Source organism: Sphingomonas sp. BK036, assembly GCF_004216825.1.
In the GTDB taxonomy this organism is placed as follows: Bacteria; Pseudomonadota; Alphaproteobacteria; order Sphingomonadales; family Sphingomonadaceae; genus Sphingomonas.
In genome coordinates, this window is the sequence record NZ_SGXR01000003.1 from 1100330 (window position 1) to 1115010 (window position 14681).

17 protein-coding genes and 1 tRNA gene are annotated in these 14681 nt (G+C 62.6%); 4 read left to right on the forward strand and 14 right to left on the reverse strand.

From position 1 onward, the window contains the following. Nucleotides 1-12: 12 nt before the first annotated feature. The gene (locus EV283_RS05140) at nt 13-714 is read right to left on the reverse strand and encodes a hypothetical protein (protein WP_130323184.1); all 702 of its coding nucleotides are present in this window, start codon (nt 712-714) and stop codon (nt 13-15) included. 387 nt (nt 715-1101) lie between these two features. Beyond that, nucleotides 1102-1689 carry a hypothetical protein gene (locus EV283_RS05145; RefSeq protein WP_130323186.1) on the reverse strand — a complete coding sequence of 196 codons (588 nt, stop codon included), beginning with the start codon at nt 1687-1689 and terminating at the stop codon, nt 1102-1104. 489 nt (nt 1690-2178) lie between these two features. Here EV283_RS05145 and EV283_RS05150 point away from each other — a divergent pair, with 489 nt between their 5' ends. The 3 genes from EV283_RS05150 to EV283_RS05160 all read left to right on the forward strand — a co-directional run bounded on the left by EV283_RS05150 (nt 2179) and on the right by EV283_RS05160 (nt 3599). Then, nucleotides 2179-2454: a hypothetical protein gene (locus tag EV283_RS05150; protein WP_207223034.1), complete on the forward strand. Its 276-nt coding sequence runs from the start codon at nt 2179-2181 to the stop codon at nt 2452-2454. 29 nt (nt 2455-2483) lie between these two features. Further along, nucleotides 2484-2687 (forward strand): hypothetical protein, encoded by a 204-nt coding sequence (locus EV283_RS05155; protein WP_130323188.1) that lies wholly within the window; start codon nt 2484-2486, stop codon nt 2685-2687. A gap of 372 nt (nt 2688-3059) precedes the next feature. After that, nucleotides 3060-3599 carry a hypothetical protein gene (locus tag EV283_RS05160; protein WP_130323190.1) on the forward strand — a complete coding sequence of 180 codons (540 nt, stop codon included), beginning with the start codon at nt 3060-3062 and terminating at the stop codon, nt 3597-3599. 233 nt (nt 3600-3832) lie between these two features. On the opposite strand, the gene EV283_RS05165 is transcribed toward EV283_RS05160, so the two are convergent. The 7 genes from EV283_RS05165 to EV283_RS05205 all read right to left on the reverse strand — a co-directional run bounded on the left by EV283_RS05165 (nt 3833) and on the right by EV283_RS05205 (nt 9790). Further along, nucleotides 3833-4177 carry a hypothetical protein gene (locus EV283_RS05165; protein ID WP_130323192.1) on the reverse strand — a complete coding sequence of 115 codons (345 nt, stop codon included), beginning with the start codon at nt 4175-4177 and terminating at the stop codon, nt 3833-3835. Between the two features lie 748 nt (nt 4178-4925). Beyond that, nucleotides 4926-6806 (reverse strand): AAA family ATPase, encoded by a 1881-nt coding sequence (locus EV283_RS05170; protein ID WP_165391694.1) that lies wholly within the window; start codon nt 6804-6806, stop codon nt 4926-4928. Between the two features lie 167 nt (nt 6807-6973). Beyond that, nucleotides 6974-7675 (reverse strand): hypothetical protein, encoded by a 702-nt coding sequence (locus tag EV283_RS05175; RefSeq protein WP_130323196.1) that lies wholly within the window; start codon nt 7673-7675, stop codon nt 6974-6976. 279 nt (nt 7676-7954) lie between these two features. After that, nucleotides 7955-8392, reverse strand: a complete 438-nt coding sequence (locus EV283_RS05185; RefSeq protein WP_130323200.1) for a hypothetical protein — start codon at nt 8390-8392, stop codon at nt 7955-7957. Next, on the reverse strand, nt 8389-8676 hold the full coding sequence (locus EV283_RS05190; protein WP_130323202.1) for a hypothetical protein: 288 nt from the start codon (nt 8674-8676) through the stop codon (nt 8389-8391). Before EV283_RS05190 ends, EV283_RS05185 begins: the two co-directional genes overlap by 4 nt. Then, the gene (locus tag EV283_RS05195; RefSeq protein WP_130323204.1) at nt 8676-9293 is read right to left on the reverse strand and encodes a hypothetical protein; all 618 of its coding nucleotides are present in this window, start codon (nt 9291-9293) and stop codon (nt 8676-8678) included. The genes EV283_RS05190 and EV283_RS05195 overlap by 1 nt, the downstream gene beginning before the upstream one ends. Nucleotides 9294-9699: 406 nt before the next feature. After that, nucleotides 9700-9790 (reverse strand) — tRNA-Ser (locus tag EV283_RS05205). Between the two features lie 88 nt (nt 9791-9878). Between EV283_RS05205 and EV283_RS05210 the strand changes: the two genes are divergently transcribed. After that, complete coding sequence (locus tag EV283_RS05210; RefSeq protein WP_130323208.1) at nt 9879-10745, forward strand: peptidylprolyl isomerase; 867 nt, start codon at nt 9879-9881, stop codon at nt 10743-10745. On the opposite strand, the gene EV283_RS05215 is transcribed toward EV283_RS05210, so the two are convergent. The 5 genes from EV283_RS05215 to EV283_RS05235 form a co-directional block, all read right to left on the reverse strand. Then, nucleotides 10742-11596, reverse strand: coding sequence for a pirin family protein (locus tag EV283_RS05215; protein WP_130323210.1), 855 nt, complete (start codon nt 11594-11596; stop codon nt 10742-10744). The genes EV283_RS05210 and EV283_RS05215 overlap by 4 nt on opposite strands. A 1-nt stretch (nt 11597) precedes the next feature. After that, nucleotides 11598-12170, reverse strand: coding sequence for an NAD(P)H-dependent oxidoreductase (locus EV283_RS05220; protein ID WP_130323212.1), 573 nt, complete (start codon nt 12168-12170; stop codon nt 11598-11600). Between the two features lie 9 nt (nt 12171-12179). After that, nucleotides 12180-12974, reverse strand: coding sequence for a class III extradiol ring-cleavage dioxygenase (locus EV283_RS05225; RefSeq protein WP_130323214.1), 795 nt, complete (start codon nt 12972-12974; stop codon nt 12180-12182). Between the two features lie 76 nt (nt 12975-13050). Further along, nucleotides 13051-14109: a spore photoproduct lyase family protein gene (locus tag EV283_RS05230; RefSeq protein WP_130323216.1), complete on the reverse strand. Its 1059-nt coding sequence runs from the start codon at nt 14107-14109 to the stop codon at nt 13051-13053. 36 nt (nt 14110-14145) lie between these two features. Continuing rightward, nucleotides 14146-14679, reverse strand: a complete 534-nt coding sequence (locus EV283_RS05235; RefSeq protein WP_056490014.1) for a response regulator transcription factor — start codon at nt 14677-14679, stop codon at nt 14146-14148. Between the last annotated feature and the right edge of the window lie 2 nt (nt 14680-14681).

Genomic DNA, 14681 nt, shown 5'->3' on the forward strand with positions numbered 1-14681 from the left:
GTAGAAAGCCTTTTAATTTGGGCTAGTGAGGGGAGCATTGCCGACGGATGCCGCCGCGGCCGCCTTGAGCGCGCTGGCCGGCGTGATGCCGGCATGGGTCGGTGCAATTTTCGGCAACGCTGACTTGCGCCCCATTTCGTGGAGAATGGCGGCGCGGTCAGACGGGTCGAGATCTGCGACTTGCTCCCGTGTAAACCCGGTGCTTTCGGCGATGTCGTCATCGCCGGTACCGTCGGTGCGGGAGACCGCTATTTCTGTTGCATGGCTGACCGGGCTACGTAGTCGCACACGCCCGATCATTCGGCCGGTCCTTGCGATCGTTGGCGCCTTGCAGCAGATTGATAAAAGCTCGCTAAGCACCGGCTCTTCGAGCCTCCAGTTTTCAGCAATATCTTCAAGTTTTTCTTGAAGACTCTCTGGTAGCCTCTTCATTCTAGGCACGGGCACCAGCGACCAACCAAGAAAACCCAAACACGCCTCGATAGTTTCTAAGCTAGGTCGGGAGTGAGTTCTCCAGGCCTTAATGGTAGTTACGAGGACGCCGCTCTCCCATTCTGCATCTTGATACGTTTTACCTTGGCGTTTCATTTCTGCGAAAACTAGCTTCGCCAGCGGATGCGCTCGCGCCGGTACAGTGATTTTAGAAACCCGCGCACCAACCGCAGATTTTATAACTTGCCGATGCGCTGGAACGGTGGTTTGAATGATCTGCATAGGCAGAAAGTGCGCGGAAACCGGCGGATCTGCAGGGCTGTTTCAGTATCTCTGCTGTTCGCGAACGGCACGACTTGGAACAACAACCGAAAAATCTCAATCCGCTTTATCGCTTTCGCTTTTTGAGACCGAAACAAAGGGCAGATCCTCAATTTTTCGCAATTTTTTCGGATCTTGTGAAAACAAGTTGGTTTTTAGTGTTTGATCTAGCGGAGGTTCGCGATTGCGCGTCACCCGCGGGGGCCACCGGGTGTGGAAGAACCTAACTTTTTTGAGATGTATTGATACACACTGACGCAACATTGTTGCGTCATTACTGATGGTGGTCTGATCATGCGGGATGGCCACCGCTCGCACGAGCAACGCCCACCCCTGCACTACCCCGCGTCATCCCTGCCGTGCTGACCAACTCAGGAGCAGGCGCTCGTACACGGGCCCGAAGTTACGTCGTACGGCGCTCTCCACGACACCCTGAGCGTCAAAGCGTGGATCGATGTGCGCGCCGTTCTGGATTTTGCCAAGAAGCTTGAGGTCGCCTCGAGCCTTCCCAAACCGTCTAGCAAGGAAGGTCTGTCCCCCATCCTTTAAGATGAATGGTTTTCGCTGCGTCCCGGACATCCTGCGCAGCATCGCACGCAGGCGACGGTGTGTCGGGACCTCAGCGATGTCGTCGTAGATCGGCACGAACAGCCGGCCCTTCTTGGGATCGGCCATGCCCCGAACGTGCCGGGAGAAGAACTTATCGATCGTGCCGACCTGCGCGATCAGATTACCTGGGGTTGCCGGCCTGATCCGGACGCCTTTGTCCAACCAGGTATTGCGCCGGTGGAACTTGGTGTTCTCCGCGCGCCAAGCACCGTGAGCCTTCTGTGCGGTAAATGTCAGCGCTTTGGCCGCCTCCGTGCGCGACGCGGTCAACAGACGCCGAAACTTGGTGAGCTCGCGCGCGTCGAGTGAGACGTTGAGATCAAGCATGAGCCGCCCTTCCATTTCGGGCGCGCATACATACCGCGCACGCCGCATTGTTCGTGTACCGCTCGATATGCCCTTGCCGGCATGCCGGGCCGGTCCACGTACGCGCGCCGGCGGCTTGTGCGGCTATGCGCGCCGGGTGTGTGCCTATCCGCTCTCGCGGCACCTTCGGCCGATACTGGTTACGCGACCGAATGCCCGAGCACGTCACACAGTTGCCCGACGAGACCCATCGCTGAGCGGCGGGATGCTCGCCACACGGCAAGCCGGTGAAGCGCTTCTCACCGGCCTTCAGAGCCGCTTGGCGAGCCGGGTGATTTGTTGAAGTGACCATGGCCGCGATCATGGTCGCTTATGGTTTGAGGATCGCGCTTGTTTCGGTGGCGACGAGAATAGATCGAATTTCGATCAATCCTTCGAAGCCGTCCCATCGACATCGATCAAGAGCTGACTATTCCTCCTCCGACGGCATGGGGATGCCGGACTTGGGGGATGAGCGTGGGATTTCTGATTGTTGCGGCCGTTATCGGCCTTCTGCCGGCTTTCATTGCGAGCGGAAAAGGACGGAGCTTCCTTGGATGGTGGATCTACGGAGCCATGCTCTGGATCATCGCTTTCCCGCATTCACTCATCATCAAGGCTGATCGACGCGAGCTCGATCATCGGGCGGAGCAAGAGGGCCTGAAGAAATGCCCGGCATGCGCGGAAATGATCCGCGATGAGGCCCGTGTTTGCCGTTATTGCCAGCGCGACCAAGCGTTCGCCTGAATTATGAAAAAGCCGAACCGGGGGGAAACATGACGACGATTATGCAGGGCGTAACCTACGTGGCCGCCATCCTAGCAGCAGTCGTGCTCTTTGCTACAGAGAGCACCGCGGCAGGCGCCCCTCAAGAGGCCGCTGGCGCCGCCCTGGCTCTTGGGATTGCGATCATCCCGTACTGTATCTCATCGACAATGCAGCGCGCCGATCTGATCACACATCTGCGCGATCGCGCCTGATCAACGTTACCGGCGGTGTATAGCTAATTCTAATCTCAGTCAGGCCACCGCCGCGCCGCCCGGCAATCCGAACATGGAGGCCGAACATCACACACCCCTTATAGGGGTGTGTTCGCATGTTCGCCCCCGGACATTGGAGCGAACATCGGCCGAACATTGGCGAACATTTGAAACAAAAGTGCCAGTTTTTCGCCATTCTTGATGTTCGATCGATGTTCGGAAAGGCCGAACATTGGGGCGAACATTGACGTGTTTTGGATCTAGACGAATGTTCGGATCGCTCACGGCTTCAGCAAGGATCCGGAGTTTGCCGAAAGAGCGATCATGCGCCATCGTCAGCCAGTAAATAAGGGTTTTTGACACGGGGGCGTGATGGACGAAGAAGCCGCAATTACTCGCCGCTGGGGCAAATGGGCTCAGCCTGGCGTCCCGCATAAAGGCTGGATGTGCCTTTCTGAATACGATGCCGTCGAGGAGAACGGCGAAGGTGGATTAATCGCGTGCGACATGTGCGAAACCACGCAGGTCCGGTTTGTGCATGTTATGATCCATCCCGAATGGCCGGACCAGCTCGATTGCGGATGCGTTTGTTCTGCGCATATGTCGGAGGATCGCGCCGCCGCTGACGATCGCGAACGGCGCATGCGGTCGCGCTCGAGTCGACGGGAGCATTTTGCCAAACGGAAGGGCTGGAGGACGTCCCGAACCAACGATACCCCATTCCTTCGCATCGACGGCTACCATCTGATGATCGCTCGGAAGGCAGACGGCTCGTTCCAAGTTGGGGCGAAAGGCCCGACGGAACTTGGCCACAGGTGGGGCAAAAAGCGGTTCGCTACGATTGACGAAGCGAAGACCGGCTGCTTCGATGCGTTGGAGTTTCTGAGAGGCGAGCACTGCAACGGCGCATAGCGCACTGGCGCGGTCAAGTGCGATCGTTACTGCACGGTAGCGATGGCCGCTGTCATCACCGGCGCTGCCGATCCGCTCAGACTGATCCGACCGCTCGCAGATTCAAGCAAGGCTTTCGCGCCGGTCACGCACGTACCCGCATGGCCAGCGGCGCAGGGTTTTCCGCATCCTACTGCCGCTTGTCTGCGTTGAGCATCAGCGTCCCTTGCAAGCGTGCCGGGTCGCCAAGCAGATTAGCTTTGCTCGCCGGCTCCAGTCGGCTTGCCAAGCTTCAACTCGGGTTCGATCTCCGCCTCAGCCTTCCTGGCCTGGCGCAGCGATACGGTAATTTGCAGCATCTTGATAGAATGTGCGGTCAGCGTGCCGATAACCGGTGAGCTGCCACCATGTAATGGCTCGAACCAATCCGACGACCATGGCAGCCAGAAAATTTTGTCCAAGTCGAACCTGGTCGCGCGGTCGAGGCCGCAAGCCACCATCTCCGACATCTTCGTTATGAAGAAGTCATCCTTGCGCTCAAGCAGCTTGAGTTTTGTCGTCCCGTAGACGACCTCGACATCCGCCGTACCGTCTTCCAAGATCGCGACGTTGCGAACGAGCCCCGGCCGAGCATACAATCCGGGACCTACGTCCGGCAGAAACGGAAACCGGCACCATACGATGTCGTAGGGTGCCGGCAGAGTCGACGCAGGGAAGAATGATCCAGGCAGCGTTACCAGCCTGGATTATAGAGTGGATTGCGCGCTGCTGCGCGCTTCCCGTCTGGGTCGGCTGCCTTGCGAATAGCTGACGCATGGTCGTCCGTAAGCTCGTCCTGATAATTCGGCTGCAAAGGCGGGGCCGTGCGAGCGAATGCTACGGAATGCTTCGGGTTAAAATACATGGCGTTTCTGCCCATTGTGGTCCTTAGGAAACCGTTTCCACGACATGACGCTTTCACACTGAACCGCCGCTGTATGCGATCCGCCGTAAAAAACGGGTTACTGTTATGTAGAACGCTCCGGGTGAAGCTTCGTATCCAGCGCCTGGAAATCTGCTTCGCTCGCGTGATGCTCATTGTTGACCGAGCCGTCAATAGCGTTTTGGCTCCATAAGCGCTCATAGCCGTTCACCACCGTTCACCATGACAATGATGTGGGGTGCACAATCCGGTGATCAACTCCAAGGCACCTTGGCGCATCAATAGCTGTCCGAATCGCGGAGCTTCACTAACCAGCCAACCACGCACCTCACCCATTCGTGTGTCAGCGCGCCGCTTGAGTAGCGCATCGCCGCGCCGCTACGCTCGTTCGACCTCGTCGACGACCGCATGTGCTCCCTGAAGGGTCATCGTGGCAGCCATAGCGCAAGTTCGTGCTCGTCTGATTCAGCCAGCCCTTCGCCTAGCGCCTCTTCAAGAGCGCGCTCCCAAGCTCGTTTTTTAGCGTCCTTCGAAGCGTCACCCCGCTTTGAGTAAAACCGAAGTTTAACCTCGCCCGTGGTGGCACGTGACCCGCCGCCCCCAGCAACCGCTTCACGCAATGCCTCCATGAAGTGTCGAGTCGAGACTTTGGCGATCTCCCCGACAAGCTTGGGCGACTCAACCGGTTCAACGACGCACGTCGAGACAGTCTCACCGTCCTCGTCGATGCCCATCGGTACAACCGTCAGGTTGTAATCGAACGTCATACCGGCATCACCGTCACGCATCTTCGTAACCGTTGCCCGACGCACCGCTGATGCGGGCTTGGCCACAGGCCCCCCATAGCCTGGCACGGTAACCGCGATAATGGCGTCAGCCGCCGCCGGCAGCGCGTTGGAGCCGCGAGATCCACGATCAACGTCCTTGCCCGGGTGATGAACAATCAGGGTCAAAAAGCCGCCACGTTCAGACTCTGCGATAAGCGGTTTTAAGGCATGCCCGGCATCCGCTGCGGAGTTCTCATCCCCGCCGCCCATGGCAGCATGCCAGGTGTCGACGATCACGAGCGCCAATCGAACGCCTGCGGCGGCGAAGTCGGCTTCGGCTTGCTTGATGGTGCGGATCAGCGGATCAGCCTTCCCGTCGCGCGAAAGATCTGGTGTCTCGTGAACAACACGGATCGGCGCGCGGCTCAGCGGAGCCGACCCTGCTGAACGGTTGGCGTTGGCTGACGCGACTGCAGTCGCCATTGCTCGGTCTGCCGCGGCAAGACGCCTGTTCACGCTCGTCCCGCCCTCGGCGGCTATGTAGAGGACTCCGCCGGTTTTCGTTTTCGAACCGAACAGCGGCAACCCCCACGCGATCGACAACGCGGCATGGACCGCCGCGAAGCTTTTTCCCGCACCGGACTCGCCAAACAAGAGGCCAATACCGACGCGGGGGAGCAATCCCTTTGCGAGCCAGGTCGGCGGAGCCGTTTCGGCGGCGGGATCAAAATCGGTATGCGCAAGCGTCCCGAACAAATGCTTCGGCGGGTTGAGCCAAGCAGCCGGGTCGCTCAGATCAAGCGGCGGACGCCCCACCGCAATTGGCGTAGCGCTGTCGATCGGATCCGCCACGGGGCCCTTGCTCACGTTTGCAACATCACTTTTCCGCTGGCTCCGATTAATGGCCCGCTCCGCAATATCGCGTGCTTCCCCGCTATCGATTAGCGGCTCTGCCCTGGCGATTGACTCGGCCAATTCAGCCAGCGTCGGCTTGATCCTTGCTCGACCTAGAATCGTCGCTGCATGCCGTTCGGCGTCCCGTAATGCGTCCACATATTCTTCCGGGACCATGACTTGATAGTTAAACGCGGATAGCGCCTCGTCCGCAACATCCGTAAGATCCGCGTAGAGATCGTTGACCGCATCCGGTCCCATTGCTTGCGCAATTAATTTGACGAGATCGTTTCCGACCAACATGGCTGACGCTCCCCCGTCGTTACGACGTGTAGCGCGCGCGGCAACATTGATCAGATGTTCGGCACGAGGCGCCTCGCTTACCTCGATATGCGCGATCATCGCCGCCCGGGCACATTCCAGCTGCCCGGCGCGGAAGGCGTCCCGGCACGCCTGTTCCGCCAGAACGGAAGCGCGCCGCGCGGCCACCGGCGCCCGGTCCCACCATGTCGGATCACCATCGAGCGCTATTTCCACGCTTGAGTAGCTTTCGCCGTTACGGCCGGCGATCGCAGCATATGCCACGACACGTTTTAGACGGCGGGGATCGCTATTAAACGCTGCCGCACGGCTGGCAGCAATCATAGTATTCAACATACGGGAAACTTTCGAACATGGCTCGCGGCCGTTGGTGGCGGGGTGCGGACATGGGCTTTCCGGGTGCCAGCTGTGGCGGCTGGCGGGTTCGTCGTTAAGAGAGAGAGACTAGAATTCGGCGGCGGGGAGCTTGGTGAGGCTTCCCGCCGTTTTCGTTAGGGCGTTGGCCATAGAGTTTTGCCCTGCAGATCAACGAGCTTGATCGCATCCGCCAGGCGCGTGGGCATCGTAGGGGGAAGTTGCACCTCCCCGACCAACTGATTTCTTACGACCGTCTGTTTGACCGCCGCCGGGTTATTGATCCATTTGCCGTACGCAGTGTCGTAAACGTGCTGCTTGACCACGTTGCCGCCCTTATCGACCCATACGGTGTCGTCGGAGAATTGGCCGGGGTACAGTTCGCCGGGAACCTGGCGAAGACGCTCCTCTGCATCCAGAACATGAGGGCGGTCCCCGCGACGGGCATTGTACTCGGACGTGCGCTGCCGACTGGCCTCGATCTCGGCAAGCTTGGCAGCCAGCTTGATCGAAAGCGCATCGGCCTCCCGGATGAGTTTTTCGTCGGAGATAGCCGCCTTCTCGATCGACCGAACCTCGGCCGCCGCCGCGCGCTCTGCGATCTCCTTCTCCGCCGCAGCAGCCTTCCTTTCGTGGAATTTGACCGCCTCGTCGGCAGCCTCGATTTTTAGGATCATCTCGGTTCGATCCCGACCCCAGAGGTAGGAGACTTCCGCGTCCTCGCCAGACGGTTTGCTGGCATCGTGAGCCTGTAAGCGCTGGCGTGCGGTCTCCGCGTTCGCTCGAGCACGCGGAAGGGCGTCGATGGTCTTCGTAGCGATTGAGTCGAACAGGGCCATCAGTTTACCCCTCCGATAAGCGATCGTGCGATCTCAACGGCCGCGGGGGAATAGACAGTCTGCCGCCCTCGGCGGGTTGGCGCGGGGATCGCGCCTGATCGCTGCCAATTCCACAACGTCACCCTCGTAACGCTCAGTTCAGCGGCAAGCTGGCCGGTGTTCATTTCCATTGGTTAAACCCTCGATTTGGTCCGTCGATGGGGAATCTTTGGGGGCTTACCGTAGAGCAACATAGCCACTTCGAATGGCGATATGGTCTGGCAACACACCCGGACCGATTTAGCTGGTAGAACTCAACGCTGCATCGATCCGAGCAAGCTGGCGATCCAGCCGCTCGACGAACGGAACGGCATAGGGGTCTAGCCGGTCCCGCCCGCCCCCGGTATCAACGAACGCGTCGCGCTCCGCCGCGATCGTCTCACGTGCCGCCCGCAACTCCGTGACGATGTCCGGCGCGTCGCCGAGCGCGCGATCTAGGCACAGCTTCGCCAGTTGCACGCGCTGACGGTTGATCGCGGCATAGCGAAGCTCCCGGTGGTACTTTCTAGCCGCCCCGATGAGCCGCTTCGCGAATAGCAGCGCGCCGTCCGGTGCGACCCGGCTGGCCAGCTCCACAAAGCTTTCAGGCGACATTGGCACGATCACCCCATCGACGCCGGTGGCTAGCGAGGTGGGGAAGTAGAGCGGCGTGCCCGCGATTGATATGGTCTGCGTCACTGGACCATCTCCGATCGCGCCGAGATCTTGATGTTCTCGAGCGTGGCCAAGGCGGCGGCGGCCTGATTATCGAGCAGATTGAGCAAGCTCATCGCCTGATTAAAGCTTTTGCGCGCCGCCGGCACATCGCCGTGCAGCTCATCGAGCGTCAACCGCACCGCGCCGACGAGCGCAGTGATGTAGTCGACGGTCCCTTGGCATGAGAGGGCTTGAGCGCGCGTCTCGGCGGGTGATGCCGAGAAGATCAGGACCGAGGGTTTAGGGGCGGGATGGGGCGTGAGCATCACCTCACACCTCCCGCGGTCTCGTTGCGTTTGTTAGCGGCTACCTTGTCAGGGCTAACCTTTGGCGGAACCCGACCAGTCTGGATAGAAACGTGGACGCCGAGCCATTGCAGCGAGAAGCGATAGGCCTCGCCTTCACTCTCATCCGAAAAATCGCGCTCCTGGGCGTCGAGGCGAGCAATGTTGATGCGATCCCAGTCATACCAGGGCTCGATCGCGCGGAGACAACGCCGCAAGACGCCGGGCGTGCGAGTGCGCGGCCGGATCGTTTCTGCCGCGGTTGGGGAGGCAGTGCGCGAGTCTTCAGATTGCGGGCAGCACACAACGTTGGCGTTCGAGACGACCTCGGCGAGAGCCAAGGCCTGGCTTCGCATTAAGCGCAGAAGATGGTGCGTGTCGCTCATCTGGCGGTCCAGCCACATCGCCACCTGGGCGTCTGCGCTGCGTTCGACCTCGTAAAGTTGGATCTCTGCGGCACTGGCGATAGCAGCGATCGTGTCCGCCGCATGCTCGCTGTCGCTCAGCATCTCATAAATAGTGCGAGCCAGGGCGGCACTTGAGGGCGTCGAAATAGGCTGGGCGCGGCGATCCGCTCCCGATATACCGGTGATTGTCATGGCGTTCCTCGTACGAACGGTTTTGATAAGAGCCGGAAGGAAGTTGACGCTTCCTCCCGGCTCGTTTTCTGGTTAACGGTTAACGATAATGACGTCAATATCCGATAACCGAAAATCGCGCGGCCGCCCATCTACTGGCATCAGCCCACCTGTTGGGGTTCGGCTTTACCCAGCACAGCTCGCCGCGCTCGACGCCTGGTGTGCAGCACAACCGGAACCCAGACCTTCGCGTCCGGAGGCGATTCGGCTCATCTTGGATCGCGCGCTCTCAGTCGAAGCGTAGAGCCGACGCAAACGCCGTCCCTCGGCGTCCGATTACATCCGCCTGCAACGGATTCCGCAATTAGGACGCCGCTTAGGACGCAACCCCCGAATTCTAGAAAAGTCGTCTAAAATCAATGGTTTGTGGCGGAGCGGGAGGGATTCGAACCCTCGATACGCTTTTGACGTATACTCACTTTCCAGGCGAGCGCCTTCGACCACTCGGCCACCGCTCCGCATTGCTCTGGAAGGGGGTCTGCTAGTGCGGGTTTCGCGTGTGCGCAAGCGATTGCGTGTGCGGACGCGCTCGGGCAGTCTTTGGGCATGTTGAATTTCCTCCTCGCCGCCGCGCTCGCGCAAGCCGTTTCGGCCCCACCCGCCGCCGCGGCGCTCCCCTCGGATCCGTTGCCGGCCGACTGGGTCGCGGTGCCGGACGACGAGTTGCTCGTGTTCACGCTGGCAAATGGACACAGCTTCACTGTTCGACTCGCGAGCCGGTATGCGCCGGTGCATGTGGCCAATATCCGCAAGCTTGCCGCCGCGCGGTGGTGGGATGCGGGGACCAGCGTGTACCGGTTGCAGGACAATTATGTCGCGCAATGGGGCGATGCGACCGAGAAGAAGCCATTGGCCGCGGGTGTCGTCGAGACCCCGCCCGCCGAATATTCGCATGCCGGGCCGACGACGGTGGCGCGGCTGGCGCAACGCGATCCCTATGCTGAATGGGCGGGGTATAGTCGCGACGGCTGGCCGCTCGCCGGCAACGGCGCGACCGAGTGGCTGCCGCATTGCTATGGGATGGTCGGGGTCGCGCGCGATCTGGCGCCGAGCACGGGCAGCGGCGCGGAGCTCTATACCGTGATCGGCCATTCGCCGCGCGCGCTCGACCGCAACATCGCGGTCGTCGGGCGCGTGATCGACGGGATCGAGTGGCTGTCGTCGCTGCCGCGCGGGACCGGCGATCTGGGGTTCTACACGACCGCCGGCGAGCGCAGCCCGATCGTGTCCGCGCGGCTCGCCAGCGCCCTCCCCGCCGCCGCGCGACCGCATTTCGAGTATCGCCGCGCGGACAATCCGCGGTTCATCGCCTGGATCGCCTCGCGCGAGAACCGGTCGGGGCCGTTCTTCACGGTGCCGGCGGGCGGCGCGGACATCTGTGCCGCGCTGCCCCCGGTGCGCAAGGCGCCCTAGCGGATGACGGGCGGCGTGCCGAACAGGCCCGCATTATAATCCTCGATCGCGCGCCCGATCTCCTCGCGCGTGGTCATGACGAAGGGGCCGTGCGACACGACGGGTTCGCCGATCGGATCGGCGTGTCCGTAGAGGATCGTGGCGGGCGCTTGCGCGGTGACCGCGATCGTGTCGCCGTCCATCGCAAACGTGGCGAGGTAGTGCGGCTTCACGGGCGTACCGTTGGCGGAGGGTAAGCCGGCGACGACGTAGAAGAAGACCGCGCGACCGGCTGGTGCGGGCAGGTCGACATGGCCCCCCGCCTCGAGCGTGACCGTCATCATCGCGACATCGGTCAGCGACTCGATCGGGCCCTTCGTCTCGCCGAACGCGCCCGAAATCAGGTTCACGACGCCCCCTTCGACGGTAATCGCGGGAATGTCCTCGCGCTGGAGGCCGGTATAAGCAGGCTTGGTCATCTTGAGCCGGCCGGGAAGGTTCACCCAGAGCTGCAGGATTTCGAGCTGGCCGCCGTCGCGCTTGAACGATGCAGGCGATATCTCGGCGTGGATCAGGCCCGAGCCTGCGGTCATCCACTGGATGCCACCCGCGCGGATCACGCTCTCATGGCCGCCGCTGTCGAGATGCGCCATCTCGCCCTCGAGGATGAAGCTCACCGTCTCGAACCCGCGGTGCGGGTGAGGACCGAAGGGGAGACCTGAGTTACCGGGGCGATAGGTCTGGGGCCCGTGATGGTTGAGGAACAGGAACGGGTCGACCTGCGGCAGGCCCGGCCCCGGCAGCGGACGCCGGGTGACGAGATCGGCGATGTCGTCGCGCTGGGCGGGGTATTGGCGGAGGACCTGGCGCATATCAGGACGCCTCGCGATCGGCGGCGGTGGGGCGGGCGATGTCGGCGAGCAGGTCGTCTATACCGGCGACGAGGAAGTCGAGCGTGCGCTGGTCGGTCAGGCTGCCGTCGACGATCTTCTCATGCACCGCGCCGACGACGGCCTGGGGACGCAGGACGACCCTGGCGCCGATCGAGGCCAGCGTCTCGTTCAGCTGGGCATGCGCGCGCGCGCCGCCGACTGCGCCTGGCGAAGAGGTGAGCGTGAAGACCGGCTTGCCCGTCAGCGTCGCCTTGCCGTGCGGGCGCGAGGCCCAGTCGAGCGCGTTCTTTAGGACGCCGGACATGCCGTGGTTGTATTCGGGGGAGGCGATGACGATCCCGTCGGCCGTGCCGATCGCCGCGCGCAAGGCCGCAACCGCTTCGGGGGGCGTGTCGGTATCGGCGTCCTGGTCGTAGAGCGGGACGTCGTTGAGCGCGAAGATCGTGAGCGAGGCCTTGTCGGCGACCGCTTCGCCAAGCGTGGCAAGGATCGCGCCGTTGTACGAGCCGCGACGCAGGCTGCCGGACAAAGCGAGTAGCACGGGAGAGGACATCGAATTTCCTTAGTTGAAGCGATAGCCGGAGATGGCGGTTTGCAGGACGCGTTCGCTATAGACCTGCGTGCCGGGTTGGTCGGACGCGGCGGCGGCGACCATCAGTGGTAGCAGATGCTCCTCGCGGGGGTGCGAGAGGCGGCCGGCGGGGGCTTCGGCCCAACGGTCAAGCGCTGCGGCGCGGGCGGTCGGGTCGGCCTCGACCGCGGCGGTGAGCCATTGGTCGAAGGCCTCGGAAGGCGCGGTGAAGCGCGGGTCGCCATAGCCGCGCATGTTGTGGAAGCTCATGCCCGAGCCGACGATCAGGACGCCGTCGTCGCGCAAGGGGGCGAGCGCACGGCCGGCGGCGGCGTGGAGCGCGGGGTCGAGATCGCGATCGACCGACATCTCGACGACCGGGATGTCGGCATCGGGGAACGCAACCTTCATCGGAATGAAGACGCCGTGATCCAGCCCGCGCGTCGGATCGATGGTCGCGGTCAGGCCAGCACCGTGCAGCAGATCGACGGCCCGCGCGGCCAAAGCGGGATCGCCGGGCGAGTCGTAGCGGATCTCATAGGTATGCGCGGGGAAGCCACCGTAATCGAAGATCAGCGGCGGGGTGGCGGCACCGGTGAAGGCGAAACCGCGGGTTTCCCAATGGCCGGAAACGATCAGGATCGCCTTGGGCTTTTCCGGCAGCGAGGCGGCGATCGACCGGAGATACGCGGCCATGCCGGTCCAGTTGCCCGCCGGGTCGTCCATGAAGAAGCAGGGCCCGCCACCGTGCGGGATGAACAGCGTCGGCTGGCGGATGTTTGTCATAGTCGGGACGTAAGCGAGCCCCGGCGCGATCGGAAGGGCGCGAATGGCAACGCTGCGTTGCCGGTTGGCGTGCGCATCAGGTCCAGTAGAGAATGCGCGCCTGCGGAAGCTTCGCCGCGATCTCGTCCTGGAAAAAGCTGCGGAGCGCGCGCATCGTGTCCGCGTCATAGACATATTTGACCGAGCCGAACTTGGTGCGCTTCTCGGTGCGGTTCGCCATGCTGAGATCGAGCGACGAGCCAGGATACCAGGTTTCGAGCACCGCCTTCGATCCGGGGGTATAGCGGTGGGTGATCAGCTCGATCGTCACGTCGGGGATGTCGGCGAGCACCCGGCCCGCCTCCGCCAGCAAGTCGCCATACGCCTCGCGCCATCCCTCCGCAGCGATGATCGGCGCAACCGTCAGGCCGATCCTGTAGCCCGCGTCCGCCATTCGGCGCAGCGCCACCAACCGCGCGGCGACGGGGCTCGTGCCGCCTTCGAAGCGGGCATAGGCGGCGGGGTTGATCGACGCGCGCATCCGGGTGCGGCCGCGGTGATCGAGATCCAGCAACGGTTCGACCGCATCGAACTTGGTGGTGAAACGGAGTTGCACGTCGGCCTCCCACGTGCCGAAATGCGCGATCAGCGCGGACAGCGATCCGGTGACATGCTCGATGCCGAGCGGGTCGGTGTAGCAGGAGGCCTCGAACGTCGTCCCCTCGTGTGCGCGCGCGGTCGAGCGTGAGGTGACGGTGCCCTGCCCCAGATGCGCCGGGAGTTCGGCGAGGATCTCGGGCAGGTTCGCGTAGACGCGCGTGATCGGCGGGCCCTTCAACGAGCCGGCGAGGTAGCAATAGCCGCAATGCGCCGGGCAGCCCTCGGCGAGGTCGATCCGCCAGTCTGCGCTGGGCGCGATCGGCTGAAGCTTGCGTTTGGACGGCGGCGCGACGACCAGCGCCAGCGTGGCCTTGGCTTCGGCATAGGCGCCGCGCGAGTCGTCGGGGAGGTCGAGCTTGAGGCGGTCGCTCGGCAGCGTCGTGACGGGTACGCCCAGCGCGGTGGCGCGGGACACGATCCCGGCGCCGTGATCCCAGGTCAGCGCGGACGGGGTCGCCAGCAGGCGGCGGGGTTGCCAGAGTTTGGGGGAGCGCATCGGGGGACAACGCCGGCCACCGCCGATGCGTTGCCGCTATTTGACGGGGCGCTTCTCGAGTTTCCGCGCGAGCGTACGGCGATGCATGCCGAGGCGGCGCGCGGTTTCCGAGATGTTGAAGTCGGTTTCGGCGAGCGTGGTGTGGATCCGCTCCCATTCGAGCGTCTTGATCGAGGTCGGGCGCTCGGACAGTTCGGTATCGACGCTGCCCTCGGTGCGATCGAACGCGGCCTCGATGTCGTCGGTGTTCGAGGGTTTCACGAGATAGTGCGACGCGCCGAGCTTGATCGCCTCGACCGCGGTGGCGATGCTCGCAAAGCCGGTGAGGACGACGACAAGGATCTCCGGGTCATGCGCGTGGAGCGTCTGCACGCAGACGAGACCCGACGCGCCGCCGAGCTTCAGGTCGACGACCGCGTAGCGCGGCGTGCGCTCCGCCAGTTGCTCGACCAGTTCCTCGTGGCTGGCCGCCTGCATCACCTCATAGCCGCGGCGTTCGAACGAGCGGCGGAGCGTGCGGGCGAACGTCTCGTCATCCTCGACGATCGCGAGCAATTTAGGCTCTGTCACGA

Excerpts from the sequence above, each read along its gene's own strand:
- EV283_RS05140 (WP_130323184.1), bottom strand. The coding sequence starts at position 714 with ATGCAGATCATTCAAACCACCGTTCCAGCGCATCGGCAAGTTATAAAA.
- EV283_RS05145 (WP_130323186.1), bottom strand. The coding sequence starts at position 1,689 with ATGCTTGATCTCAACGTCTCACTCGACGCGCGCGAGCTCACCAAGTTT.
- EV283_RS05150 (WP_207223034.1), top strand. The coding sequence starts at position 2,179 with ATGAGCGTGGGATTTCTGATTGTTGCGGCCGTTATCGGCCTTCTGCCG.
- EV283_RS05155 (WP_130323188.1), top strand. The coding sequence starts at position 2,484 with ATGACGACGATTATGCAGGGCGTAACCTACGTGGCCGCCATCCTAGCA.
- EV283_RS05160 (WP_130323190.1), top strand. The coding sequence starts at position 3,060 with ATGGACGAAGAAGCCGCAATTACTCGCCGCTGGGGCAAATGGGCTCAG.
- EV283_RS05170 (WP_165391694.1), bottom strand. The coding sequence starts at position 6,806 with ATGATTGCTGCCAGCCGTGCGGCAGCGTTTAATAGCGATCCCCGCCGT.
- EV283_RS05175 (WP_130323196.1), bottom strand. The coding sequence starts at position 7,675 with ATGGCCCTGTTCGACTCAATCGCTACGAAGACCATCGACGCCCTTCCG.
- EV283_RS05190 (WP_130323202.1), bottom strand. The coding sequence starts at position 8,676 with ATGCTCACGCCCCATCCCGCCCCTAAACCCTCGGTCCTGATCTTCTCG.
- EV283_RS05195 (WP_130323204.1), bottom strand. The coding sequence starts at position 9,293 with ATGACAATCACCGGTATATCGGGAGCGGATCGCCGCGCCCAGCCTATT.
- EV283_RS05210 (WP_130323208.1), top strand. The coding sequence starts at position 9,879 with ATGTTGAATTTCCTCCTCGCCGCCGCGCTCGCGCAAGCCGTTTCGGCC.
- EV283_RS05215 (WP_130323210.1), bottom strand. The coding sequence starts at position 11,596 with ATGCGCCAGGTCCTCCGCCAATACCCCGCCCAGCGCGACGACATCGCC.
- EV283_RS05220 (WP_130323212.1), bottom strand. The coding sequence starts at position 12,170 with ATGTCCTCTCCCGTGCTACTCGCTTTGTCCGGCAGCCTGCGTCGCGGC.
- EV283_RS05225 (WP_130323214.1), bottom strand. The coding sequence starts at position 12,974 with ATGACAAACATCCGCCAGCCGACGCTGTTCATCCCGCACGGTGGCGGG.
- EV283_RS05230 (WP_130323216.1), bottom strand. The coding sequence starts at position 14,109 with ATGCGCTCCCCCAAACTCTGGCAACCCCGCCGCCTGCTGGCGACCCCG.